Source organism: Streptomyces sp. NPDC001270 (assembly GCF_042896695.1).
In the GTDB taxonomy this organism is placed as follows: domain Bacteria; phylum Actinomycetota; class Actinomycetes; order Streptomycetales; family Streptomycetaceae; genus Streptomyces.
In genome coordinates this window covers 79,620-100,362 of record NZ_JBIAXM010000029.1, presented here as the reverse complement: position 1 = coordinate 100,362, position 20,743 = coordinate 79,620, and the positions used below count along the sequence as shown (strand labels likewise).

The window sequence follows — 20,743 nt, the reverse complement described above, 5'->3', positions numbered from 1 at the left end:
TTCCGCCGAGTCCGGCCGGCATCCGGTCGGGGGCCGGTGAACGTGTGGCCTGGCCGACAGTCTGATCGCGAACCGGGAGCTGAGCAGCTACAGGTGTTCAGCCGGCGGGTCGGGTGGTGGGGTGCGGGCTCAGGTGCGGACGAAGACCGACCAGACCATGCGGATCGGCCGCAGCCGGGAGATGAAGCGCAGTCCGTGCCGTGTGGCGGCCGGTTCGGTAGTGAGCGCGAGGTCGTAGCGGCGTGCGGCCACGGCCTGGGCTGCCTGGCTGGTGGAGTCCGCGGTGGCGACTTCGGACAACTGGTGGGTAATGGCTAACAGTTGGTCCAGCAACGGTCGCGGCGAGGGATGCGTCACCAGACTCGGGCGGTCGGACAGCGGACCGCCGTCGGCGCGCCGGGCGATGCCGTACAGCGGGGTGTCCATGACGAAGATGCTGGCCAGCGCGATGTCGTCGGCCATGTAGAAGTGATGGATGTCCCGATAGGCGTTGGCGACGACCACATGGCTGACGGTGCCGGCCGTCAGGGCTTCCAGAGCCTGTTCGTAGGTCGTCTTGAGCACGATCTGCGGCCTGCCGGGGAGGCGGGTGCCCAGCAGCCGCGCGGCCTGCTCGCTGCTCGTGCCCTCGGGGCCGAGCGTTCCGATGGTCGGCGGCCCGGCCGGTGCGGGTCGGACGTCGATCCAGCCCAGTTCGACGGTCATGCGTTACTCCTCGATGTCGGCGACGACCCAGGTGCTGATGGCGCTCCACAGCGCCGCGGATTCCTGGTGGAAGGGGTGGTCCTGGTAGTTGCGCAGGGAGACTTGGTCGGGCAGCAGGCCGATCGCGGCGAAGTCGTAGGCGATCGGACGGTCGGCGATGTTGCGGCCCACCTGCCAGTGCAGTAGGCCGGGCATCCGCTCGCCGACGAGCCGTGAGGACCGCTCGGCCGCGAGGGCCGCGGGGTCCTGCCAGCCGAAGCCTGGATTGAACTTGAACAGCACAATGTGTCTGATCATTGGTATCCTTTTCAGGCTGAATGGTCACCAAATCACCCGCGCGGCGGCACGCGGGCACGCCGATGGAGATATCACCGACACAGCGGCGCGCTTTCCGCACAGACGTAGGGCTGATTTCGCACCCGCCGACGCCCCTTATCGCGTCAATCCGCCGGACATGATCTCGTGCGCATACGGGCGGCTGTTTGCCATGGTGGCGTTCCGACCGCAGAGAGGCGGGCGATCAGGCGGAATGGCCGAAAGCCTGGGCCTCGGCTGTCACAAAGGCGGTCAACCGGTCGAGTCCTTCGTCGATCGACGCGTCGTCGAGCAGGCCGAAGGACAGCCGAATCTGGTGTGAGGAGGTCATGCCAGTGTGAAAATGGTGCATGGGGGTCCAGATGACTCCGTGATCGCGCGCCGATCTGTGCAGCGAACGGTCGTCCACGGTGAACGGCACCGTGAGAACGACGAAGAACCCGCCGGCCGGGGTGTTCCACGTCACCGAGCCAGTGGCGCCGAAGCGCGCGGTGAGACCGGCCAGCATGCGCCGCAGGTTGGCGCGGTAGACCTCGATCTCACGCTTGTTCGCGGCAAGCATGCTGCACCCGTGGCGCAGAAGCTTGCCGCCGATGACGGCCTGGGCGACGGGGGAGGTGTTGAGAGTGACGTTGCTCTTGATCAGCGACAACTGGTCCGCGAGCGTACCCGCCGTGCGGCCGTCCCTGACGACGGGCTGATCGGCCACGACGAAGCCGACGCGGGCGCCGGGCAGGCCGGTCTTTGCGAAGGAGCCGACGTACACGACCTGGTGCCGTGTGTCGAGCGCCTTGAGGGTCGGCGGCCGAGTGCCGGGGTCGGCTTGGAAGAGGCCGTACGGGTTGTCCTCGATGATCAGCGGATCGAGATCGGCCGCCAGGTCGAGCAGGGCGGTCCGGGTGGCCAGGTCCAGGCTCACACCGGTGGGGTTGGAGAAGTCGGGCACGAGGTACAGGGCGCGCGTCCGTTGGCCGCGGGCGCGGGCCGCTGCCACCTGATGCTCCAGGTCGACGAGGTCGAGGCCGCCGTCTCCGTCCCCGACGCCCAGCACGGGCATGTCCAGCAAGCGTGCGGCGCCGGTCAGTCCGAAATAGGTGGGCGTGACGGCGAGGACGACGTCCTGCGGGGAGACGCGCAGGGACCGCAGCGTCAGGAACATCGCCTCCTGGCTGCCGACGGTCACCACCACCGTGTCGGGGTCGACGGTGATGCTCTCGTCGATCTCAAGGTAGCGGGGACCAGGTCGTGGATGACGCCCTTCGTCCGCCCGTACTGGAACACGGTTCTGCGGGCCTCCTCGTCCGTCAGCCCCACCACCTCGGTGAGGTGTGCGACGAAGGTGCCCAGGTAGTCGTAGAGTTGTTCAACCCGGAAGAACTCCTCGTAGGGTCGGCCGGCGGCGAAGGACACCGCCTGCGGGTGGTCCGAGGCGATGTCGTTCAGCAGGTTCATCGAGAGCAGGACGGGGTCGTCCAGCGAGGGATGCAGTTGCGCGAGGGATAATTCGACCATTTTTCGATTCTCCGTCCCTGCGAATCGCCGGCTCAGGGCTGCCCCAGAAGGTGCTGGACTCCTACGACGTGATCGGCTTCGACCCGCGCGGCGTCGGCCGCAGCGCGCCGGTGACCTGCGATCTGACGCCGGAACAGCAGGCACGCCGCAACTTCCCGCCGTACGCGCACACCGCGGCCGACGTCGCGAAGGAGGCGAGGTACGCGCGGACCGTCGCCGAGCAGTGCGCCACCTCGCGGACGGCGTGGATGCTGCCGCACACCACCACCACGAACACCGCGCGCGACATGGACCGGATCCGGGTGGCGCTGGGCGAGCCGAAGCTCTCGTACCTCGGTCATTCGTACGGCACCTACCTCGGCGCGGTGTACGCGACGATGTTCCCCAAGCGCGGCGACCGGGTCGTGCTCGACAGCAACCTGGGCCCGGGCGGTTACGACGTTACGGCCATGCGGCTGTTCGCCCGTGGAATGGAGGACCGGTTCCCGGACTTCGCGGCGTTCGCGGCCGCGCGTCCCGAGTACGGTCTGGGCACCACGCCGGAGCAGGTGACCGCGAAGTTCTTCGACCTCGCGAAGCGGTTGGAGGCGAAGCCGGTCCAGGGCATCGACGGGACGTTGTTCCGCGGGCTCACGTTCGAGTACCTCTACAGCGATGCGACCATGCCCCTGCTGGCCGTCACCTGGCAAGCGCTTGAGAGGGACCGGCCTCTGCCGCCCACACTGCCGTTGCCGGAGAACATAGAGAACAGCATGGCCTCCCGCTTTTCAGTGATATGCAGTGAACATAGAGAACAGCATGGCCTCCCGCTTTTCAGTGATATGCAGTGATACACGCTGGCCGGGGACGGTCCAGGACTATCAGCGCAACGTCGCGGTCGACCGGCTGAAGTACCCGATGCTGGGCGGGTCCACGGCCAGCATCGGACCATGCGCGTTCTGGCCGGACAAGCGGGTCGAACCGCCAGTGCGCATCGGTGACCGGGGCCCGTCGAACGTGCTCATGGTGCAGAACGAACGCGACCCGGGGACACCGTTGGCCGAAGCCCGGAAGCTGCGGAACGCGTTCGGGAAGCGGGCCACGATGGTGACGGCCGACCAGGGCGGGCACGACGTCTATCCGTTCGGCCCCAACACGTGCGCGAACGACGCGGTGACGGCATTCCTGACCACTGGGCAACGCCCACCGCAGGACCTCGCCTGCGCGGCGGAGCCGAGCGAGTAACGGGAACCGGGACATCTTCAGAGAGTGACGGCGTCGTCTGACCGCCTCCCGGCGTTCGGTCGGTCAGTCTCCCAGCACAGCGTCCCGGAGGAGAGAGTGTGCGTAGCGCATGGAACCGTCCTCTCCTTCGCGAACCATGCGCAAGCGCCTCATGGCGGTGAGCCGGCCCAAGGTGCGTGCCGGGTCGGTGTCGCACGCCGCGGCGAGGAACCGGGCCAGTTCTCCTGCCGGCTCTCGCAGCCCGTCGTACTCCGCCACTGCCAGGGCCCGGGCCACTTGCCTGGTGACCGCTCCCGCGCTGTTCAACCACCAGCCGACGGCCGCCGGGTATGAGCCGGGACAGAGAGCGGGGACATCTCGGGAAGGGGTGAGGAGGACTCGGCGCCCACATCCTCCAGAAGGGCCTGGAGGAGAAGCAGGTTGCCCGCGCCGGCGTGCACGCAGTCCGCCACCCACGTGGCCGCGGCAGTGGGGGCGGCCACGCGAACGAGTGCTGATGCGGCGGAGGCGGTGAGGGGACTGAGTGACCGACACCCCGCCTGAAGTGCAGCAGCAGTTCAGACGTGGTGGCCCGACGCCGCGCGCCGCCGCATGGGCTGCTGCGGGCGTCGCGTTCCGACGCCCACCCAGGTGACGGGCTTCTCCTCCAGGAGCCTGGCGAAGAGCTCGATCTTCTCCTCGAACAGCACGTCGTAATCGGCGAGGTCGTATCCGAAGAGAGGGAACGACTCGGTGAAGGAGGGAGTGGCGATCGCGAACTTCGGGCGGTGGTGTTCGCGGGGGCCTTCGAGCGCGCCGGTCAGTTGCAGGGCGAGGCCGTCGATGTCCGGGGCGTCGACCCCGGCCTGTCCGAGAAGCATGCGGAGATGGATCTGGGGCAAGGTCGACTCACCGGCGGGAATCGACTGGTTGTGATCCAAGGCGGCGCGGGCGATGGCAGACGTTCCAGCAGGAACCTGATGCGGGCACGGCCGTAGGCCACCAGTCGTGCGGCCGGCATTGCGCCGGGGCCCAGAGGTGGGGGCCGTAAAGGACTCGTTCCCGGAAGGCGCACTCGTCGTCGTCCAGGAGGGCGTGGAAGATGCCGACCCTGCTTCGGAAACGGCGGAAGACGGTGCCTTTGCGCTGCTGGACAAGGTCGCCGCCGACACCGACACCGACACCGTTCAGAAGGCGCTGGTCGACCAGGGTTTCAGGAACGCCGTCGTGGCGCACGGCCAGACGGTGGGCATCGAGGTGGAGATCGTCGGGCGCAACCCGGCGCAGAGCGGGTTCGTGCCGATCCCCAAGCGGTGGATCGTGGAGCGCGCCTACGGGATCTTGATGCTGCACCGCAGGCTGGTGCGTGACTACGAGCATTTGCCGCGCAGTTCGGAGTCGCGGGTGTCCTGGGCGATGACCGCGGTGATACTGCGCCGGCTGACCGGGGCCACCACTGGGGCCTGGCGCAGCACATGAGTGGCGGGGAGCTGACCCTCGGGGCAGTGCTGGTCCGGCTGGAGGAGCGGGAACGGGAGATCGCCGCGCGGGCCGAGGCGACGAGGGAGCGGATCGCGCAGCTGACCGCACGGCTGGACGAACTCGGCCGGGCCGCCGAGGAGATGAGGATCACCCGCATGACACTGCTGGAGCTGCCCGATCCGCAGCCGCCCGCGCCGTCGGCCCCGAAGCTGCCGGACCATCCGGCCTACCAGCCGATCATGGCGGTGTTCGCCGCGGCCGACGCGCCGCTGCGGGCGCGACAGGTGTGCGAGGCGATGGGCCTGGAGATCGCGCCCAACAACATCAACAACACCCGCCTGAAGCTCAAGCGGCTCGCCGAGCGCGGAATCCTGGTCGAGACCGAGCGGGGCTTATTCGCTCAGCCGCGGCCATAGCCGCCCGACGACGTCGAGGCCAGCAAGCTTGCCCCTCCCGAAACAGTGAAACGGACATCAGGTCACGTACCGCCCTCTCATGCGGGCAGGTCCGGTGTTGGCAAACGAGACGGACCCCCGAGCAAACGTCTCCACACGCGCCCTGGGAGTAATCCGCAGAACGCTGCCGTCGGCGGCCGGAGCAGCCGTGCCGCACTCGGTCTTCATCGCCATGACCGCAGCAGAGCCCGATCGGCTCCAGGCTGCCGTCCAGTAGGGCCGGCAGGTGCGCCGCCTCAGCTTCCCCCAACGGTGGCCACTGTCCTTCTTCGCCGCTTCCCGGACCGCGACAAGGGGCTTGGCAGGCGAGGTCAGTGTCGCTCAGTTCGGTGATCATGCGATCACCGCCCCGGCCGTGTTGCTGTCCAGGGGCCGGACCGTAGGCTGCGGCAGCCGGTCCGGCTAGCGCGGGCGCGGGTGAACCGCCGTCTGCTCGCGCAGCTTCCCAGTCGCGCCGCCATCAGTCACTGGGCATGCGCTCCCGGAAGGTATGGACGGCCTTCGTCGCGGGGCCACAGCATCCACACCCATCGGGTTGCCTCTGAACCAGCGGCGATTCCGTTTTGTACCCTCTGCGTGCCTCCGCCTTCCTCGGAACCGCCCAGCCGCCTGAGGGCACTTCAGCAGTACCCCGGCAGCGTCGCAGACCGCCTGCCCAGCAGCCGACGCGCCGGGCGTGGCCGGGGCCAGGCAGCGAGGGCCTGACGGGTGGGACTCCCAGATCGCGGCCGCGCGGAGCGGCGGGAAGGGGCTGGTCGGCCAGGTGCGGGCACAGGGTCCTCGTTCCTCCGGCCTGCTGGCCGGGTCGGTGGTCGTCCGGCCCGCACGCGGATGTACGCACGGCCGATGGAAGCCGGCCCTGCAAGCCTTCGACATCGCCTTCGGCGGCCGACTCTCCGTCGGCCGCCGATAACCCACACCACCCGAGTTACAGGCTGAATCAAAGTCCTGGTGATCACGTGTCGGTGCGGGGCAAGTGAGTCCGAGCAGGTCGTGCAGGTACGGAAATTCCCAAAGTTTGAACCGAACCAGGGCCATCAGCGTAGTACATGCGTCCGTTTGCGAACGGCGAACGGCGGCTCGGAAGGGGCGTGTGATGGGCAGATCGCAGTTGGAGAACGTCAGCGGAAAAGCGATGATCTGGACCTCTGTCGTGGCTGTGGTCGGCACGGCGGCGGTCGTCGGCGGCGGTGCAATGATGAACGCCGGATCCACGGAGGCGGCCCCGGCGGGTGCGGAGTTCTCCAAGACCTCCGAGTGGGAGACGGGCTATACGGGACAGTACGTCGTCACCAACAACACCCGGGAGACGAAGCCGGGTTGGTCGCTGGAGTTCGACATGCCACAAGGAGCCCAGATCACCTCCCTATGGGATGCCTCGTGGACCATGAACGGGCAGCACGTCACCGTGAAACCTCCGCAGTGGGACACGGATGGGCTGGCGGCGGGTGAGTCGGCGACCGTCGGCTTCGTGGTGCAGGGGACCACCGGCGGTCCCGCGAACTGCTCGATCGACGGGTCGCAGTGCTCGGGCGAAGGCAGAGAGCAGCCGCGCCAGCTTCCGCTTCTTCCAGCGATCCCGGCGACCCCGACCACTCACCCCGTGCAGCCGACCGACCCCGTACCCGGGCAACCGCAGCGCCCCATCACGGTCGGCTTCTCCCCGTACGTCGACACATCCCTCTACCCGGCCTTCGATCTGCTGTCCGCCGCCGAGGCCACCGGCGTCAAGGACTACCACCTCGCCTTCATCACCGACGGCGGCAACTGCACACCGAAGTGGGGCGGGACAACCGACCTGGCGAACAATGCGGTGGCCGGGCAGATCGGGAAGCTGCGCGATAGGGGCGGAGACGTCCGGGTCTCCTTCGGCGGTGCCAACGGCATCGAGCTGGGGCTGGCATGCCAGTCGGCGGACGCACTGGCGAAGGCGTACGGCAAGGTAGTGGACGAGTACGGCCTGACCAAGGTCGACTTCGACATCGAGGGCGGCTCACTGGGGAACGCGGCGGCGAACACCCGCCGCGCGCAAGCGATCGCCAAGCTCCAGCAACAGCGGCCGGACCTGGATGTCTCCTTCACCCTTCCGGTCATGCCGGACGGCCTGACGCAGATGGGCGTCGACCTTCTGTCCGACGCGAAGAACAACGGAGTACACGTCAGCACCGTAAACATCATGGCGATGGACTACGGCGCCTCGTTCAGCGGCGACATGGGCGACTACGCCGAACAGGCCGCCACCGCCACCCAGGGCCAAATCAAGAAGGCCCTAGTCCTGGACGATGGCGCGGCCTGGAAAACGCTCGCCGTCACCCCGATGATCGGCGTCAATGACGTGTCGACCGAGGTCTTCAAGCTGGATGACGCCACCCAGCTCGTGGCGTTCGCCAAGTCCAAGAGCCTGGGCGGCCTCTCCATGTGGTCCGCCACCCGGGACAAACCGTGCCCCCAGGGGCCGAAGCCCTCGGCGGACCCGACATGCAGCTCCATCGATCAGAAGGCGAACGCGTTCGCGAAGGCATTCGCGGCGTACAGCGCAGCCGAGTGAGCGACGCCACACCGTCACAACAACGGCAGCGCCCCGAACGCATGGCCCTGCCACACACGGCGCGGCGTATCCGCCGGGCTCACCTGCTCGTGTCGGACATCTGAGTCAGTCGCCCCTGGGGCCGTACGCCGGCCGGCCAGGGGCGGCCCTCCTCACGAATCCGTACGCCGGCTTCCAGCGTCGTCGAACAGCGGGGAGTGCCATGAATCAGGCTCTGTCCCGTAGTCGGTGGTGACGTTCGGTGTCATGGGAGGAGGATGCGGTGGCGAATGAGGTCGAGTCCGGCCCGGCCGTGCATCTGGCGCATGATCTTCTTGGTGCGGGTGTTGACGCCTTCGCTGTGGCCGTTGTGGTAGGGCAGCGTGAGCCCGGCCGCGACGGCGTGGCGGTCGAGTTCGAGGCCGTTGCAGAAGCTCTGCAGGTGGGGTAGGCCGGCGGCGCGGACTTGGGTGATCCACTCGGTGAGTCGGGCATCGTTACTGAGCTGCCCCGAGTTTCGTAGAGTCCGGTGATCTTGCTTCAGGCGGACTGAGGCGCTTGCTCGTCGCCCCGCCAGAAGGTTGCCTCGTACTCGGCAGGCGGCACGTAGTCGAGAGCGGAGTGGAGGCGCTCTTCGTTGTACCAGGCGATCCATTGGAAGATGGCCCGTTCGGCCTGGTCGACGTCTTTCCAGGGGCCCTGCATCTCGATCAGCTCGGCCTTGAAGGTGCCGTTCAGGGCCTCGGCCATCGCGTTGTCATAGCTGTCCGCGACCGAACCGACGGAGGCTGAGGCGCCGATGTCGGCGAGCCGGTCGGTATACCGAATTGATATGTATTGCCCGGATTCAACCGGTCGTCGCAATCCTCCGTCAGCTCGTCGTCACTCCATCCCGCAGACGACCTCGCCGACGTAGTCCTACAGAGCGATCAAGTCGCGTATCCCAATTGGCGGTCGAGTCGTCGCGGGGCTCCGGGCGGCCATGTTCTCTGAGCCATCCGATCGGCTCCTTCATGACAGCCATACCCAGAGCCCCTGGGCCCGCCGATCTTACGAATGACCAGCGGAAACCCACGCTTGAAAGGTAGGACTCCATGATCGCGGACATCCGTGCCTGCTGTGTACCGTACCCCGCCAAACATGACGAGACGTCAGCAACCGGGCGTCAGCCGACTACGCCGAAGTCCTGACCGAAGAGGGCGCGGTAGTACGCGACTTCCGGTTCGCGCTCCATCCAGATGCTGCCGGTGGGGTCTCCGTTGTTGCGTTGTCGGACCATCCGGTTGGTTTCCGCTGCGCTCTTCGAGATGCACGACGAATGGATCGCCTTACCTCACCACCACCTCCCCGAAGGGGATATGGGTGATATCTACCGTAAACTCTCTTTTGGTTCCTCCGCGCTACCCAACGCACCGAAATGCAACCGCCAGTTGATCCCCAACACCATGACGAGGGACGCTACCTGGCGGATGCATGTTCCCGACCGAGTGGCACTCGCTTCGGTATCCTCCCGTACAGGTCATCGGAGGCCATTTACCCAAAGATTACTGGGCAGTTGACCTCAGGGTTTCGTGGTAGCGTCCTTGTTCGGAGGGACAGTGCAACCTGAAAGGGAAATCGTGAACACGGAGAAGATCGCCGCTCGCCGCCTCTCGCTGGAAGAGGTGACGAAGCTCGGCGTGAAGGACAGGCTCTTCGTTTCCGCCGACACGGCAGAACTCAAGCTTCCCGACTGCTATGTCCCTGCTTTTCTGACCAAGTCCGGTGAGGATTTCGAGGGCGGCTCGATCACGGCGAGAACCGTATTCCAGGAAGAGGTCTCCTGCCTTCCCGACGACGAGAATGAAGCCGGAATCTACTTGGCCGACGAGAGCGGCTCGGTGACCATCGAGGTCCTCCAGTCCGCCGGTGTCGTGCTGGACCTGGCACTTTTCGTCCCTGGTGGGGACAAGGGGGCCCTCACGGCCCTTTACGCTGCGGCCCGGCAGGCGTTCGGCGCCGACATCGTGCAGATCTGGCGCCAGGGCCTCAAGGAGGTTCCCGACGTGAAGGTCGACATCTTCGAGGAGCAGATTCCCCGGGGACGCAAGGGGAGCGACAGCCCCAAGCGTGACCGTCGCGCGATCGACACCTACCCCACCCGTGCGGACTTCATCGAGTTCTCCGCGGGGTGGAAGCCGGTCGTTGAGGTTCACAGGCCGATTGTTGACGACACCCCGACCATCTGAGGCGGCGTTACCTCTCGGTCTCGGCCTGAGAGAACGCCGAGAACGCATGCGCCGGACCCGGTCGACCCCTGAGCGGCCCAGGGAGCCGTCGGAAAATAACTCACGAACGCCGAAGCGCCGTTCCACTCGATGACCTCGCGAGACAGCCCGCCTGACTAAGATCAAAGCCTGAAGTTATTCTGCGACAGCCCTCAGGGCTTCGGCGTAGTCGAGTGACGTCCACTTCGTGCTCAGGCGAGGCCGAGGAGCGTGAGGGGTCGGCGGGCGTCACGCGCATTGCGGCGACGGCCGGAGGCGATGTTCTTCGCGCCGTTCAGTCGCAGGGCGCCGACCGCGAGGTTGCGCCAGGTCGCCATAGCGCGGGGTGCGCTGTCGGTCCGCCACCGCGCACGCGGTCAGGTCGAGGAGAACGGCCAGCGCGTGCCGCACTCCTCGCAGCCGGATCATCTGCTATCAGCCCGAACGCCCAACCCAGCCGCTCATCCCATGCACGAGCGTCGTCCGCATCTGTACCTGTCTCTTCAGCCACGCAAGGGTCATCCCCCGGCACCGTCGGCTGGCTCCGCCCGAAGGTGCGCGGAGACGCAGGCCACCGAGGCGCAATGGACATGAGGCAGGAACCGTCCGCTCGCGCTCCCTTCATCGCAAGTGGTCACGAAACGGACGCCCGCCGACTACGCCGAAGCCCTGGGTGCTGATCGTGTTCTCGGTGCGAAATCAGCTGACGGATGCTGGCCCGTGCGGCAGCCAGATCGTCCTGGAGCTCGCTGAGCTGCCCGGTCAGGTCCTTGACGCGGGCCAAGGCATCGTCGCGCTCAGCGGTGAAGGTGACCGGTTCGTTCTCCGCGACCAGTTGGTCGGCAACGGACAGTACGCGGGCGCGCTTGTCGCGCGAGTCCTTCTGCCGCGCATCGCGCAGGACCTGGGCGGGGGTGCCGCTGCGCGGACCTTACGCAGGACAGCGGAGGTCCTCTTCGAGGTGGCGGCGATCGTCTTCCAGCATCAGCTCAATTTGGCGCCAGAGGCTGGTGACGACGTTCTGGAAGGAGTCGATCTGGTCGCTGAAGTTGCGAACGACGAACTCCGCGGTCCCCAGAGCCCTGGCCGTCTCGCGGTGGGCCTTGAGCGCCCGGATGTGGTCCTCGACCGCGGGAAGGGCAGGCTTCCGGGCACCGCGTGGCCGATGCGTGCGGCTCTGGCTGTCGGTGCGGCTGATGTGCGCGCACGCCGGATGGCAGCGGGAGTGGTCGGGGGTGTGACGGGCGCCGTCGACCGCCCGGTCGCGGTCGGGGTTGCACAGCGCGGTGAACGCGTCGTGGTTGCAGGTCAGGAAGGCTTTCGGGTCCTCGTAGACCTGGAGGCGGGGATTGTCCACCAGTGCGCGCAGCTCGCGTTTGCCGAGTCAGGTACCGCCGTAGGGGTCGGAGAATTCGACGGCCGCGGCGCGGTAGCGGTCGGCTGCCGGGCCGCTGACCGTCTCATCGGCGGCGATGCGCTCGCTGGCCTCGGTGAGGGTTTCGGCCAGGGCCATGCCTTTCTCCTGGTCCAGGACGTCGAGCAGGTCGGCTTGGGAGCGGCCGGCGTACGACTCGGACATGGCGGTGGCCGCGTGGCCGTACTGCACCGCGAGGGCGATCCGGCCGCCGGGCTGGCGGTAGATGAACCAGGCGATGGTGCGGCTTGTGCCCGCAGAGACCGTGTGCGGTGGAGTCCGTGTCGCCATTGAGCAGGCATCCTCGCCGAGAGGCAAGTCGCAACGCTCATGGTCGACGGTGTTGTATTCCAACCTCGTCGACGTGATGCAGATCACCCTCTCGGATGCGGTGTGGAGCCGCTGATAGCTTGATCGGCATGGATCAAGGTCGTGTATTGGAAGCCTTCCGCCTCGAAGCCGGGGAGCTCTCCCGTGCGGTTGCCGGGCTGCCCGAGACCGAGTGGGATCGTCCTACGCGGTGTGAACCCTGGACTGTGCGCCAGTTGTTGAGTCATGTCCGGGTGGTGATCTCGTGGTTGCCGCAGATGCTGAACGGCTCCGCTCCGGACAAGGCTGAGGTCACTGCAGCGGAGTACTACCGGCCCGACGATCGATTCAGCCCGCAGACCAACGCTGCCCGCATCGGCCTGGCCCAGAACCACGCGGCCGGGCTTGCCAGTGGTACCGCTCTCGCCGAGGACTTCGCCGCGACGTGGCAGCAAGTGGATCAGATGTGCCGGGACGAGGCGGAAGACCGAGTCGTGCGTACTCGTCACGGCGACGCGATGCTGCTCTCGGAGTTTCTGCTCACCAGGGTGGTAGAGGTCGCGGTTCACGGCCTGGACTTGGCGGACTCGCTGGGCCGCGATCCGTGGCTGACTCCGGAGGCCAGGACGGCGGTGCTGGAACTGCTCATCGGCCCCGACCAGTTGGACGCGCCGCGTGAACTCGGCTGGGACGGGCCGACCTTCTTGCGCAAGGTCACCGGTCGCGCGCTGCTCGACCCGACGGAGACCGCCCAGGTCGAGCAGCGCGGCATCCGATGGATCACGCTGGGCTGACGCCGCGTCGAGTGCGGGTCCTGCGGTCAACTGCACGAGCCGATCACGACGGTCCGGCTGTTCGGGAGGTGCGTGACGGTCTCTGTCCCGGCGGCGACGGCTCGCGGGTGGACGATCTCTTCGTGCTGGGCGGCGAGCCGGGCCAGGGCCTGGGTGCGGAAGTCCGTGAGCTCGTCGATCGTCTGCTCCGAATGCGACAGCCGCTCCTTGAGCTTTGTCGTCTCTGTCTTGAGCCGGGCGATCGTGGCTTCGCGGGGATCAGGGATCTCTCCAGCCTGCTGCAGGGTCTGGAGACGGTGCTCGAACTCGACACGAAGATGTGGGTAGGGGCGGGTGCCGTAAAACGCGGTGCGGTCGACTGCGGACTCGCTGGCCAGGGTCTTGATGTCGCACTTGCCGCCGGGCGGGATCTCGCCGCGCAGGAGGCGGTCCATGACGGCCCGGATACGGTTCTCGTTCTCGGCTCGCTGGGCTGCGGAGATTCTCATGCGGACTCCTCGGTGACGGTGGTGCCGGCGGCATCGATCTCGGCGACGATGCGGAGGGCCCGCTCGTAGTCGGCCTGAAGGCGGGTGCGTTCGGTCTTGCGGGTGGTGCCGAGCTGACCGAGGAAGATCTTGGTCTGTTCGGCGTGCTCGGCCCAGACGGGACGGTGGCAGGGGTGGTGGGTGGCCTGCGGACAGCGGGCCGAGTCACGCATCCCGACCAGCGGCCGGTCCGCGGTGGGTGCCGGCGAGTTTGAGGCAGAGTGCCCGGGAGGGGTCGGTGAACCAGCAGTAGTTCGCCGCTCCGAGGTGGAGGGTCTTGGCGCGCTTGGTCAGCAGGTTGAGGATGTCCCGGTCACTGCGCTGGGTTTTCGGGACCGCCGTTGATCGAGCTTGCTGTCGATGCTGGCGAAGAAGTCGGTGAGGCTGCGGGCGCCGGGGCCGGTGGGCAGGATGCCCTCCTGGTGGTTTCGGAATTCGGCCAGCACCAGGTCCAGATTGCGCTGCTGTTCATGGTCGTTGACCTCGGCCAGCAGTTCGGCTTGGGCCCCCCGGGTCGCGAAGCATAGCCTTCCGCGGTCGCCGTACTGACGTGGTGGAGGTAAATCTTGGTCGCCACCAGGCCGCCGGGCCGCTATGCGAGCTCGATCGCCAGCTTTGATGGCGCTCTTTGAATCTGGTTCTGGCCGCAGTTTCGTGAAAGCACAGGTCAGCGACGTGAAAGCAACCTCTCTTGCCTTGGTGACTACCCCGTGGCGATCAAGGCGGCCGGGGAAGTACGGACAGTGGCCGGCTGTCTTGTGACGATCGACGGCTCTGCTGGTTCACGCCTGGAACTCGGTGAGATCGATGGTGTGAACGCGCAGCGGATAGCCGTACATCGGGTGTGCTGTCTCTCGCTCCGGCACCATGCCGAGTTTGCGGATGACGTTCTCGGAGGCGTCGTCGCCCACTCGGTTAATGCTGATGACACGGTCGAGGCCGCGGTCCTGGAGCGCAAACTCCAGCGTGGCATGGGCGGCTTCGGATGCGTATCCCTGACCCCAGAACTGTGAGCCGAGCCGCCAGCTGATCGCCACGGCGGGCAGTACCTCCGGCAGGAACTCGGGCACCGAAAGACCCGTGAAGCCGGCCAGCTCCCCCGAGGCCAGCAGCTCGACGGCAAAGAGGCCGAAGCCTTCCTCCTCCCACTCCTCCTCCCACCGCTCGATGGCCTCCGCCGTGTGCTCCAGATCGCGCACCGAGCCGTCGTCAATCCAGCGCGTGACCCGCGGGTCCGCGTTGATGTCCGCCATCGGCATGAGGTCGTCGTCATGCCAGCGACGGAGGAGGAGACGGGGTGTACGGATCTCGGTCATGGTGCTCATCCTGCCGAAAGCAACGGCCTCATCGGTAACCGGCGCTCCCCGTGCTGCCGCTTCGGAAGACAAGGCATCAAGCCGCCTGCACCGCATAACGTGACGAGTGAGTCACCGAGCTGACGCCCGGATAGATGACGTGGCACTTCGCCGGTGCGGTCGCGAGGCGAGTCCGAATCGGTGGCAGCCCGCCGTACCACCAAGATCGTTCACGGAACTGCGGTCAGGGCCAGATTCAGGGAGCCTCATCACCGGGCTGAGTCCGCGTCAGTTCGGCAAGCTCACACCATGCTGCGGCGCGAGGGCGCGGATCCGGTCCGAAAAGGCCGGCCGTGGAGTCTTCCGCTGGAGGTAAGGCCGGTGGCGGGTTCGCCGGGCAGTTGCAGGACCCATCCCGGCCGGATCGGGGCGTCGGTGTGGAAGATGCTGCCGTCGGCCATGGTGCGGCCACGCGTTCGCCGTTGGACTCGCGTCCTTCCATCGGCACCACCTGGGTGTGGTAACCGTTCCTGTGAGCCCACAGCTCGAACTCGGTCTCGATGGTGCCGAACCGCTCGTGCTGCGGGATCTCCTTCAACAGTGCACGCAGGAGAGTCGTCTTCCCGCTCGACTGCTCGCCCACGACCATGATGTTGCGGCGGGCGCGGACGCACGCGCCCAGCAGGGATGCGATGGTGGCGTCCGTGGCGCCCCGCTGGACGAGGTCCTGGAGGGTGGCGTCCTGCAGCCGGTGGCGGCGGATCGTCACGAACGTGCGGTCGCCGGTGATCTCCGGGTGAAGGGCCTGCAAGCGCGAACCGTCCGGCAGGCGCAGCGCCACGTCGGGGCTGGCCGTGGAGAAGGTACGGCCGCTCTGCCCGCTGTTGCGGATCAGATCGCGTACGAGGTCCTGGAGTTCTTCCTCCGATTCGGCTGCCGGATCGGCCGGGACGGGCTCGGTGTCGTCGCTGAACTTCAGGTGCACCTGGTCGTGCCCGTTGATCCAGATGTCCTCGACCCGGTCGTCGTCGAGGTGACGCTGCAGACGGCCGGCTCGCCCCCCGCGCCCGCCGCGGCATGGCCAACCTCGCCCGCATCCGCGGCGACTTCCCCATCGCCCTCGTCGCCGTCCCCGGCCTGGGCTGGAAGGGCCGCCACTACCGCGTCCTCGGCGACGTCCACTGGCCCCACGCCGACTTCGACAACGCGATCACCGCCTTCGAGCACGCACGGGCCGAAGCCGAACACCACGGTGCGGCAGGTGAAAGGGCCATCGCCCAGACCCGCCTCGCCCTCGCCACCGCGTTCGCCGACCCCGAGCGCGCCGACGACGAACTCGCCCTCGCCCACCAGCTCCTGGAACCGCTCGACCAGCGCGCCACCACACTGCTCGCCCAGGTCGCCGGCCTTATACGCGACGCCGGCACCGACCACGACGTCACCGGCCGCGCCACCCTCCTGCGCACCCACATCGACGTCGCAGGACTCGCCTGGCTCACCCCGCTCCTGGAGACCGCCCTCGCCTTCCACCACGCCGTACAAGCCGCACACGACGACCTCACCACCGCCATCGGCCGCTTGCGCGAAGCAACCTCGACCGGCGACTACGCCTACTACGCCGACATCGCCCACTTCATGGCCGCCCGCCCGCTCCCCATGCCTTCCACCACCACCTGGCTCGACACCGCCGACGCCGTACGCAACCGCTGGCACAACCTCGTCACCGCGCGCCAGCACCACCTGAACAGGCCCACCTCCGGGTGATGCAGAGGGGTTTCTGACGTCACAGGCGGTCTTACCTCGGGAACATCGGAGCGTTCATGGAAAAGAACCTGGTCAGAAGGAAACTGAGTGACGGAAACACAGACGCAGGACGCGGTCCGCAGCGGAAGCCCGGACTCCGCGGCCGACCGGGTGGCCGACTTCTACGCCGCCTACATCGACGCTGTCCCTGACGGTACGGACAACCTGGGATCACAGCTTCGGTCCCACTTCCTCACCGAGGACCTCCAGCAGCGGCTGGCCGCCTGGGAAGGCGTTCTGAGCGCCCAAGCCGCAGTCACCCACTGGGAAGTGAGGTATCACGGCTCGGGTGCCGGCCGCCTGTTCACCAAGGTCACGCTGGCCTGGGGCACCGGAGGCCCCGATGCCGAGCACACCGTGCTGGCGGTGCACAGCGGCCTGAGCACACGCCGAGGGCTTCAGCGAGGTACTGGTGGGCGTCGAACCCTTGGAAGGCGATCGCGTCCTACGCGTGTTCGGCTCGGCACCGACCCACTTGGGCGATCATGCGTCCTGGTTCAGGCCGCAGTATAGCCGCCGTCGACGGTCACCGTTGTCCCGGTGATGAACCCGGCCTCTTCCGAGAGCAGGAACGCGACGGCGTCCCCGATCTCCTGCGGCTTTCCAAAGCGCCCGAGCGGAATGCCGGCCGTCAGCTCGGCTTCTTGCCCGGCCCGCTTGGCGTTCTCCAGTGCCGCCTCGGTCCCGATCGGGCCCGGGGCCACCGCGTTGACGCGGATGTTCCGTGCGGCCAGTTCCAGCGCCGCCACCTTGGTCATGCCGATCACCGCGTGCTTGCTCGCGGTGTAGGCCAGCAGTCCCGGCACTCCGATGAGCCCGTTGACGCTGCTGGTGTTCACGATCGCCCCGCCGCTGGGGAGCATCGCCCTGGCCTCGTGCTGCAGGGCCAGGAAGGTCCCGGTCACGTTCACGGCCTGGATTTGCTCGAATGCCTCGCGGGTCAGCGCTGCGGCCTCGGTGTACGGGCCGACGACGCCGGCGATGTTGGCGGCGGCGTCCAGCCGCCCGTACCGTGCCACAATCCCGTCGACGAGCGCGGCCACGGAGTCGCCGTCGGTGATGTCGACCTGCGCCGCCTCGGCCACGCCGCCGGCCCGCCGTATCGACTGAGCCACCTGCTCCGCGTTGTCCTTCGCGATGTCGGCCACGACCACCACGGCGCTGCGTCGAGCCAGGCTGAGGGCCACAGCCTCGCCGAGACCACGGCCGCCGCCCACCACCAGGGCGACCTGTCCCTCGGGCTTGCTGGTCGGGATGGGTGCGCTCATGAGATCACCTCTCCAAAAAACGGATGTGCAACTACCGTTTCACCGTATCACTCAAAACGGTAGTACTGCATCCGGATCTGGCCTTTGAGGCGCTGGCCGTAGATCACAGGGGAACCACCTCGCGGGATGCCACGCACTGCGGCGGATCGGCCCCCTCCACATAAAGCGGTAGTGTGGCTACCGAATCTATTCATCGGTCGAAACGGGATGCCCCGGCCGTCTCGGCGGGCATTCCGGTCGGGAGCCCGCCTTGACCGCTACACCGCAACGTGCGCCGCGCAAAGACCAGGTCCGCAACCGGCAACGGCTGCTGGACGCCGCCCGCCTCGCCTTCGCCGGGCAGGGGCCCGATTTGAGCATCGAGGCCCTGGCTCGGGCGGCAGGGGTGGGGGCGACCACCTTCTACCGGCACTTCCCGACCAAGGACGACCTGGTCAGCCAGCTACTGGAGGATCTGGTGGGCGACGCGCGCCAGGTCGCTGCGGAGGCGGCCGCCGTCCCCGACGACTGGGAGGCATTCCGGATGGTCTTCACCCGCGGCTGCGCGCTCGACGACGAGGGTCTGCGGCTGTTCGATGCCCTGTGCAAGACAAGCGTCCACGCGGCCGAGCAGGGCCAGGCGATCGCGACGTCCCTGATCGCACCGGTGGCCGACCGCGCCCGGCGGACGGGCCGGCTGCGCCAGGACGTCACCACCGAGGACGTGGCGGCGCTCATGCGCATGGCCGACTCCGCCTCGGCCCCTCGGCAGCGGGACCTCACCCATCAGGTGATGCTGGCCGGGCTGCGCGCCTCGGCCGCGTAGCCCCCAGGGCGTCGCAGCGGCCCATCGGCTGACGTCGCGACCCGGCGTCCGACCCGGGAACCCGGGCCTCGCCGTCGCCCCAGGAGGCGACGGCGAGGAACGGGGTCGGCAATGCGGTCCGGGCGGTTTCCGCCCGGGGTGTCGCCCCTGAATGAGATCCGGTTGTCGTACTGCCGTTTTGCGCGTTAGAGTGAAACGGTAGTTCCGCTACCGTTTTGTAGAGAGGTGCTGTCATGCGCGCGCTCATCCCGACTGGCAACCCCAAGACGCTCACCGAGCTGGGCGAGGCCGACCTTCCTGTCCCGCAGCGCCACGAGGCGCTGATCAAGGTCACCGACATCGCACTGAACCGGCCGGACTTCCTGTACCTGAGCGGCCACGCTAAGGACTACCGGCCCGGCATCGACGCGGCCGGGATCATCGAGCAGGCAGCCGCGGACGGCAGCGGGCCCGCGACGGGCAGCCGCGTGGCCCTCCATCTGCCCGCCGGCGGCGCCGGCGCCGAGTACGTGGCCGCCGCAGCCGACCGCCTGGCGGTCATTCCGGCCAACGTGGAGTCCGCTGCCGCGGCAGCGCTTCCGCTGGGAGGCCTGGTCGCCCAGCGACTGCTGGCCCTGGCCGGCCCGCTGAAGGGGCGCAGGATCCTGGCCACCGGCGTGGGAGGCGGGGTCGGGCAGGTCCTGATCCAGCTCGCCGTCACCGAGGGCGCGGAGATCACCGCGGTGGCCGCGGAAGGCCAGCCGACCGAGCACATGACGGCGCTGGGCGCCCAGGTCGTCCTGGACATCGACGCGGTCGAGGGCGGCGCCTTCGACATCGTGCTGGAGTCCGTGGGCGGCGACCTGGGGTCCAAGGCCGCGCACAAGCTGCGCCCCGGTGGCCAGTTCCTGTGGTTCGGGCAGGCCGGCGGCAGCCCGATCACCCTGGACTTCTTCAACCTGCTCCAGGGGGGCACCGGACTGACCCTGCGGCACTTCGTCTACGCCGACGGCGACGGCAGCCGGGACGCAGGCGACATGGCGGAACTACTGGGCCTGGCCTCGCAGGGCCGGCTCCATGTCGAGATCGGCCGCCGCGGCGACTGGACCAGCGCCGGCCAGGCCCTGAAGGAAATGTCGGAGGGCCGCCTGCGGGGCAAGGCGGTCCTGACCGTCGCCTAGTACGAAAGCTGCCCCAATACGCACCGATTCGTCCTGAGTCCGCCGCGGCTTTCACCCCGTCGGGGTGAGCCCGGCAGGGCTTCGGGCTAACCCTCCCCTCAGCCCGCCGGCCGGGCCCATGTCCGCCCCGGTCGGTCGGCGCGGGAGGCCACCCTCACCGTCGGCTCCGGTCCCGGCAGTGGTCGACTTCGGCTGGAGGGACATAATCCGGGGACCGCTCGAATGATGGGAGCGAGGCCGTGGCACTCCAGCCTCCTCCAGCCCGGTCAGGCGTCGATGTAGTCGGCGATCACGTCGAGGGTGGACTCGACCGAGCTGAGCTGGGTGTTCAGGTGTTTGATCCACCGTCCCTTCGGTTGCAGGGCCGCGTGCGGGGCGACGACGCCGGTAATGAAGCGGCGGATCTCGGTGAGCTTCTCCCGGATGACCGCGTCCTCATATGCCTGGAGTTCGGCAGGTTCGGTGCAGAACCTGTGCCGTCCTTCTTCGTCCAGATCAGGGGCCGCCAGCCGCGTTCGGCGATGATGTCCCGCAGGCAGGCCGAGCCCGCGCGGGCCTGGCTGGGCGTCAGCTCGCTGGACCTGACCAGCTGGGGGAAGGACAGGCCGGCCGGACGGGCTTCGAAGAGCACGAACCGGACGGTGTCGGCGTGCCGCAGGGACGCCGCCGATCTGCGCTCGGAGGCGCGCGGCATCGCCTACTCGCTTTGCAGGAGGCGGGCCAGTTCGCCGTCGACGTCGACCTTCCCGGTGTCGACGGCTGTCTCGATCCAGTCCAGCGTGGCGCGAACGCGGGCGACGTTCTCGTGGACGATCACGCGTTCGTCATCGCTGATGAGGCTTCGTAAAAACGACCAGGGCTGCTCTCCGTTCCCCACTCGGTTGCCGTCGGCAAGGGTGGGGCGGGGCTGCGCGCTCGTGGAA

21 protein-coding genes and 7 pseudogenes are annotated in these 20,743 nt (G+C 67.8%); 11 read left to right on the top strand and 17 right to left on the bottom strand.

What is annotated here, in order from left to right; genetic code table 11:
- Positions 1 to 129 precede the first annotated feature (129 nt).
- From ACFY2B_RS35430 to ACFY2B_RS35415, 4 genes are all read right to left on the bottom strand, one after another.
- Positions 130 to 705: a hypothetical protein gene (locus ACFY2B_RS35430; RefSeq protein ID WP_390767146.1), complete on the bottom strand. Its 576-nt coding sequence runs from the start codon at positions 703 to 705 to the stop codon at positions 130 to 132.
- Positions 706 to 708: 3 nt separating this feature from the next.
- On the bottom strand, positions 709 to 1,002 hold the full coding sequence (locus ACFY2B_RS35425; RefSeq protein WP_390767145.1) for a Dabb family protein: 294 nt from the start codon (positions 1,000 to 1,002) through the stop codon (positions 709 to 711).
- A 223-nt stretch (positions 1,003 to 1,225) separates the two neighbouring features.
- On the bottom strand, positions 1,226 to 2,209 hold the full coding sequence (locus tag ACFY2B_RS35420; protein ID WP_390767144.1) for an aminotransferase class I/II-fold pyridoxal phosphate-dependent enzyme: 984 nt from the start codon (positions 2,207 to 2,209) through the stop codon (positions 1,226 to 1,228).
- Positions 2,200 to 2,532: a hypothetical protein gene (locus ACFY2B_RS35415; protein ID WP_390767166.1), complete on the bottom strand. Its 333-nt coding sequence runs from the start codon at positions 2,530 to 2,532 to the stop codon at positions 2,200 to 2,202. Before ACFY2B_RS35415 ends, ACFY2B_RS35420 begins: the two co-directional genes overlap by 10 nt.
- 23 nt (positions 2,533 to 2,555) lie before the next feature.
- Here ACFY2B_RS35415 and ACFY2B_RS35410 point away from each other — a divergent pair.
- Positions 2,556 to 3,756 (top strand): annotated as a pseudogene (locus ACFY2B_RS35410) (alpha/beta hydrolase); the annotation flags it as partial.
- A 620-nt stretch (positions 3,757 to 4,376) separates the two neighbouring features.
- Here the strand turns inward: ACFY2B_RS35410 and ACFY2B_RS35405 are convergent.
- Positions 4,377 to 4,691: pseudogene (locus ACFY2B_RS35405) on the bottom strand (hypothetical protein); the annotation flags it as partial.
- Between the two features lie 139 nt (positions 4,692 to 4,830).
- On the opposite strand from ACFY2B_RS35405, the gene ACFY2B_RS35400 reads away from it, so the two are divergent.
- From ACFY2B_RS35400 to ACFY2B_RS35390, 3 genes are all read left to right on the top strand, one after another.
- Entirely contained in the window at positions 4,831 to 5,214 is a 384-nt protein-coding gene (locus ACFY2B_RS35400; protein WP_390767143.1) for a hypothetical protein, read from the top strand.
- Positions 5,211 to 5,633: a hypothetical protein gene (locus ACFY2B_RS35395; RefSeq protein WP_390767142.1), complete on the top strand. Its 423-nt coding sequence runs from the start codon at positions 5,211 to 5,213 to the stop codon at positions 5,631 to 5,633. Before ACFY2B_RS35400 ends, ACFY2B_RS35395 begins: the two co-directional genes overlap by 4 nt.
- 1,135 nt (positions 5,634 to 6,768) lie before the next feature.
- Positions 6,769 to 8,220: a cellulose binding domain-containing protein gene (locus ACFY2B_RS35390; protein WP_390767141.1), complete on the top strand. Its 1,452-nt coding sequence runs from the start codon at positions 6,769 to 6,771 to the stop codon at positions 8,218 to 8,220.
- Between the two features lie 244 nt (positions 8,221 to 8,464).
- Here the strand turns inward: ACFY2B_RS35390 and ACFY2B_RS35385 are convergent.
- A pseudogene (locus tag ACFY2B_RS35385) lies at positions 8,465 to 8,698 on the bottom strand (transposase); the annotation flags it as partial.
- A 41-nt stretch (positions 8,699 to 8,739) separates the two neighbouring features.
- Positions 8,740 to 8,949 carry an integrase core domain-containing protein gene (locus ACFY2B_RS35380; protein ID WP_390767140.1) on the bottom strand — a complete coding sequence of 70 codons (210 nt, stop codon included), beginning with the start codon at positions 8,947 to 8,949 and terminating at the stop codon, positions 8,740 to 8,742.
- A gap of 869 nt (positions 8,950 to 9,818) precedes the next feature.
- Here ACFY2B_RS35380 and ACFY2B_RS35375 point away from each other — a divergent pair.
- Positions 9,819 to 10,427 (top strand): hypothetical protein, encoded by a 609-nt coding sequence (locus ACFY2B_RS35375; protein ID WP_390767139.1) that lies wholly within the window; start codon positions 9,819 to 9,821, stop codon positions 10,425 to 10,427.
- 230 nt (positions 10,428 to 10,657) lie between these two features.
- On the opposite strand, the gene ACFY2B_RS35370 is transcribed toward ACFY2B_RS35375, so the two are convergent.
- From ACFY2B_RS35370 to ACFY2B_RS35360, 3 genes are all read right to left on the bottom strand, one after another.
- Entirely contained in the window at positions 10,658 to 10,783 is a 126-nt protein-coding gene (locus ACFY2B_RS35370) for a hypothetical protein (protein ID WP_258572997.1), read from the bottom strand.
- Positions 10,784 to 11,376: 593 nt separating this feature from the next.
- Positions 11,377 to 11,802 (bottom strand): hypothetical protein, encoded by a 426-nt coding sequence (locus tag ACFY2B_RS35365; protein ID WP_390767138.1) that lies wholly within the window; start codon positions 11,800 to 11,802, stop codon positions 11,377 to 11,379.
- 27 nt (positions 11,803 to 11,829) lie between these two features.
- Positions 11,830 to 12,150, bottom strand: coding sequence for a hypothetical protein (locus ACFY2B_RS35360; RefSeq protein ID WP_390767137.1), 321 nt, complete (start codon positions 12,148 to 12,150; stop codon positions 11,830 to 11,832).
- A 128-nt stretch (positions 12,151 to 12,278) separates the two neighbouring features.
- Between ACFY2B_RS35360 and ACFY2B_RS35355 the strand changes: the two genes are divergently transcribed.
- The gene (locus tag ACFY2B_RS35355; protein ID WP_390767164.1) at positions 12,279 to 12,962 is read left to right on the top strand and encodes a maleylpyruvate isomerase N-terminal domain-containing protein; all 684 of its coding nucleotides are present in this window, start codon (positions 12,279 to 12,281) and stop codon (positions 12,960 to 12,962) included.
- A gap of 26 nt (positions 12,963 to 12,988) precedes the next feature.
- Here the strand turns inward: ACFY2B_RS35355 and ACFY2B_RS35350 are convergent, their stop codons facing one another.
- Together ACFY2B_RS35350 and ACFY2B_RS35345 are read right to left on the bottom strand one after the other, a co-directional pair.
- The gene (locus ACFY2B_RS35350) at positions 12,989 to 13,450 is read right to left on the bottom strand and encodes a hypothetical protein (RefSeq protein WP_390767136.1); all 462 of its coding nucleotides are present in this window, start codon (positions 13,448 to 13,450) and stop codon (positions 12,989 to 12,991) included.
- Positions 13,447 to 13,662 (bottom strand): hypothetical protein, encoded by a 216-nt coding sequence (locus ACFY2B_RS35345; protein ID WP_390767135.1) that lies wholly within the window; start codon positions 13,660 to 13,662, stop codon positions 13,447 to 13,449. Before ACFY2B_RS35345 ends, ACFY2B_RS35350 begins: the two co-directional genes overlap by 4 nt.
- Positions 13,663 to 13,830: 168 nt before the next feature.
- Here ACFY2B_RS35345 and ACFY2B_RS35340 point away from each other — a divergent pair, with 168 nt between their 5' ends.
- Positions 13,831 to 14,016, top strand: a complete 186-nt coding sequence (locus ACFY2B_RS35340) for a hypothetical protein (protein ID WP_390767134.1) — start codon at positions 13,831 to 13,833, stop codon at positions 14,014 to 14,016.
- A gap of 255 nt (positions 14,017 to 14,271) precedes the next feature.
- Here the strand turns inward: ACFY2B_RS35340 and ACFY2B_RS35335 are convergent, their stop codons facing one another.
- Positions 14,272 to 14,805, bottom strand: coding sequence for a GNAT family N-acetyltransferase (locus tag ACFY2B_RS35335; RefSeq protein WP_390767133.1), 534 nt, complete (start codon positions 14,803 to 14,805; stop codon positions 14,272 to 14,274).
- Positions 14,806 to 15,022: 217 nt separating this feature from the next.
- Here ACFY2B_RS35335 and ACFY2B_RS35330 point away from each other — a divergent pair.
- Positions 15,023 to 15,162, top strand: a pseudogene (locus tag ACFY2B_RS35330) (IS5/IS1182 family transposase); the annotation flags it as partial.
- A gap of 79 nt (positions 15,163 to 15,241) precedes the next feature.
- Here the strand turns inward: ACFY2B_RS35330 and ACFY2B_RS35325 are convergent.
- A pseudogene (locus ACFY2B_RS35325) lies at positions 15,242 to 15,829 on the bottom strand (ATPase, T2SS/T4P/T4SS family); the annotation flags it as partial.
- 32 nt (positions 15,830 to 15,861) lie between these two features.
- Here ACFY2B_RS35325 and ACFY2B_RS35320 point away from each other — a divergent pair.
- Positions 15,862 to 16,548 carry a hypothetical protein gene (locus ACFY2B_RS35320; protein ID WP_390767132.1) on the top strand — a complete coding sequence of 229 codons (687 nt, stop codon included), beginning with the start codon at positions 15,862 to 15,864 and terminating at the stop codon, positions 16,546 to 16,548.
- 536 nt (positions 16,549 to 17,084) lie between these two features.
- Here ACFY2B_RS35320 and ACFY2B_RS35315 read toward each other — a convergent pair.
- On the bottom strand, positions 17,085 to 17,855 hold the full coding sequence (locus tag ACFY2B_RS35315) for an SDR family NAD(P)-dependent oxidoreductase (RefSeq protein ID WP_390767131.1): 771 nt from the start codon (positions 17,853 to 17,855) through the stop codon (positions 17,085 to 17,087).
- 250 nt (positions 17,856 to 18,105) lie between these two features.
- Here ACFY2B_RS35315 and ACFY2B_RS35310 point away from each other — a divergent pair, with 250 nt between their 5' ends.
- Positions 18,106 to 18,660 carry a TetR/AcrR family transcriptional regulator gene (locus ACFY2B_RS35310; protein WP_390767130.1) on the top strand — a complete coding sequence of 185 codons (555 nt, stop codon included), beginning with the start codon at positions 18,106 to 18,108 and terminating at the stop codon, positions 18,658 to 18,660.
- A 233-nt stretch (positions 18,661 to 18,893) separates the two neighbouring features.
- Positions 18,894 to 19,820 (top strand): zinc-binding dehydrogenase, encoded by a 927-nt coding sequence (locus ACFY2B_RS35305; RefSeq protein WP_390767129.1) that lies wholly within the window; start codon positions 18,894 to 18,896, stop codon positions 19,818 to 19,820.
- Between the two features lie 266 nt (positions 19,821 to 20,086).
- Here ACFY2B_RS35305 and ACFY2B_RS35300 read toward each other — a convergent pair.
- Positions 20,087 to 20,514 (bottom strand): annotated as a pseudogene (locus ACFY2B_RS35300) (RacP protein).
- Between the two features lie 3 nt (positions 20,515 to 20,517).
- Positions 20,518 to 20,655 (bottom strand): annotated as a pseudogene (locus ACFY2B_RS35295) (DUF6192 family protein); the annotation flags it as partial.
- Between the last annotated feature and the right edge of the window lie 88 nt (positions 20,656 to 20,743).

Excerpts from the sequence above, each read along its gene's own strand:
- ACFY2B_RS35430 (WP_390767146.1), bottom strand. The coding sequence starts at position 705 with ATGACCGTCGAACTGGGCTGGATCGACGTCCGACCCGCACCGGCCGGG.
- ACFY2B_RS35425 (WP_390767145.1), bottom strand. The coding sequence starts at position 1,002 with ATGATCAGACACATTGTGCTGTTCAAGTTCAATCCAGGCTTCGGCTGG.
- ACFY2B_RS35415 (WP_390767166.1), bottom strand. The coding sequence starts at position 2,532 with ATGGTCGAATTATCCCTCGCGCAACTGCATCCCTCGCTGGACGACCCC.
- ACFY2B_RS35395 (WP_390767142.1), top strand. The coding sequence starts at position 5,211 with ATGAGTGGCGGGGAGCTGACCCTCGGGGCAGTGCTGGTCCGGCTGGAG.
- ACFY2B_RS35390 (WP_390767141.1), top strand. The coding sequence starts at position 6,769 with ATGGGCAGATCGCAGTTGGAGAACGTCAGCGGAAAAGCGATGATCTGG.
- ACFY2B_RS35380 (WP_390767140.1), bottom strand. The coding sequence starts at position 8,949 with ATGGCCGAGGCCCTGAACGGCACCTTCAAGGCCGAGCTGATCGAGATG.
- ACFY2B_RS35370 (WP_258572997.1), bottom strand. The coding sequence starts at position 10,783 with ATGGCGACCTGGCGCAACCTCGCGGTCGGCGCCCTGCGACTGAACGGC.
- ACFY2B_RS35360 (WP_390767137.1), bottom strand. The coding sequence starts at position 12,150 with ATGGCGACACGGACTCCACCGCACACGGTCTCTGCGGGCACAAGCCGC.
- ACFY2B_RS35355 (WP_390767164.1), top strand. The coding sequence starts at position 12,279 with ATGGATCAAGGTCGTGTATTGGAAGCCTTCCGCCTCGAAGCCGGGGAG.
- ACFY2B_RS35350 (WP_390767136.1), bottom strand. The coding sequence starts at position 13,450 with ATGAGAATCTCCGCAGCCCAGCGAGCCGAGAACGAGAACCGTATCCGG.
- ACFY2B_RS35345 (WP_390767135.1), bottom strand. The coding sequence starts at position 13,662 with ATGCGTGACTCGGCCCGCTGTCCGCAGGCCACCCACCACCCCTGCCAC.
- ACFY2B_RS35335 (WP_390767133.1), bottom strand. The coding sequence starts at position 14,805 with ATGACCGAGATCCGTACACCCCGTCTCCTCCTCCGTCGCTGGCATGAC.
- ACFY2B_RS35320 (WP_390767132.1), top strand. The coding sequence starts at position 15,862 with ATGGCCAACCTCGCCCGCATCCGCGGCGACTTCCCCATCGCCCTCGTC.
- ACFY2B_RS35315 (WP_390767131.1), bottom strand. The coding sequence starts at position 17,855 with ATGAGCGCACCCATCCCGACCAGCAAGCCCGAGGGACAGGTCGCCCTG.
- ACFY2B_RS35305 (WP_390767129.1), top strand. The coding sequence starts at position 18,894 with ATGCGCGCGCTCATCCCGACTGGCAACCCCAAGACGCTCACCGAGCTG.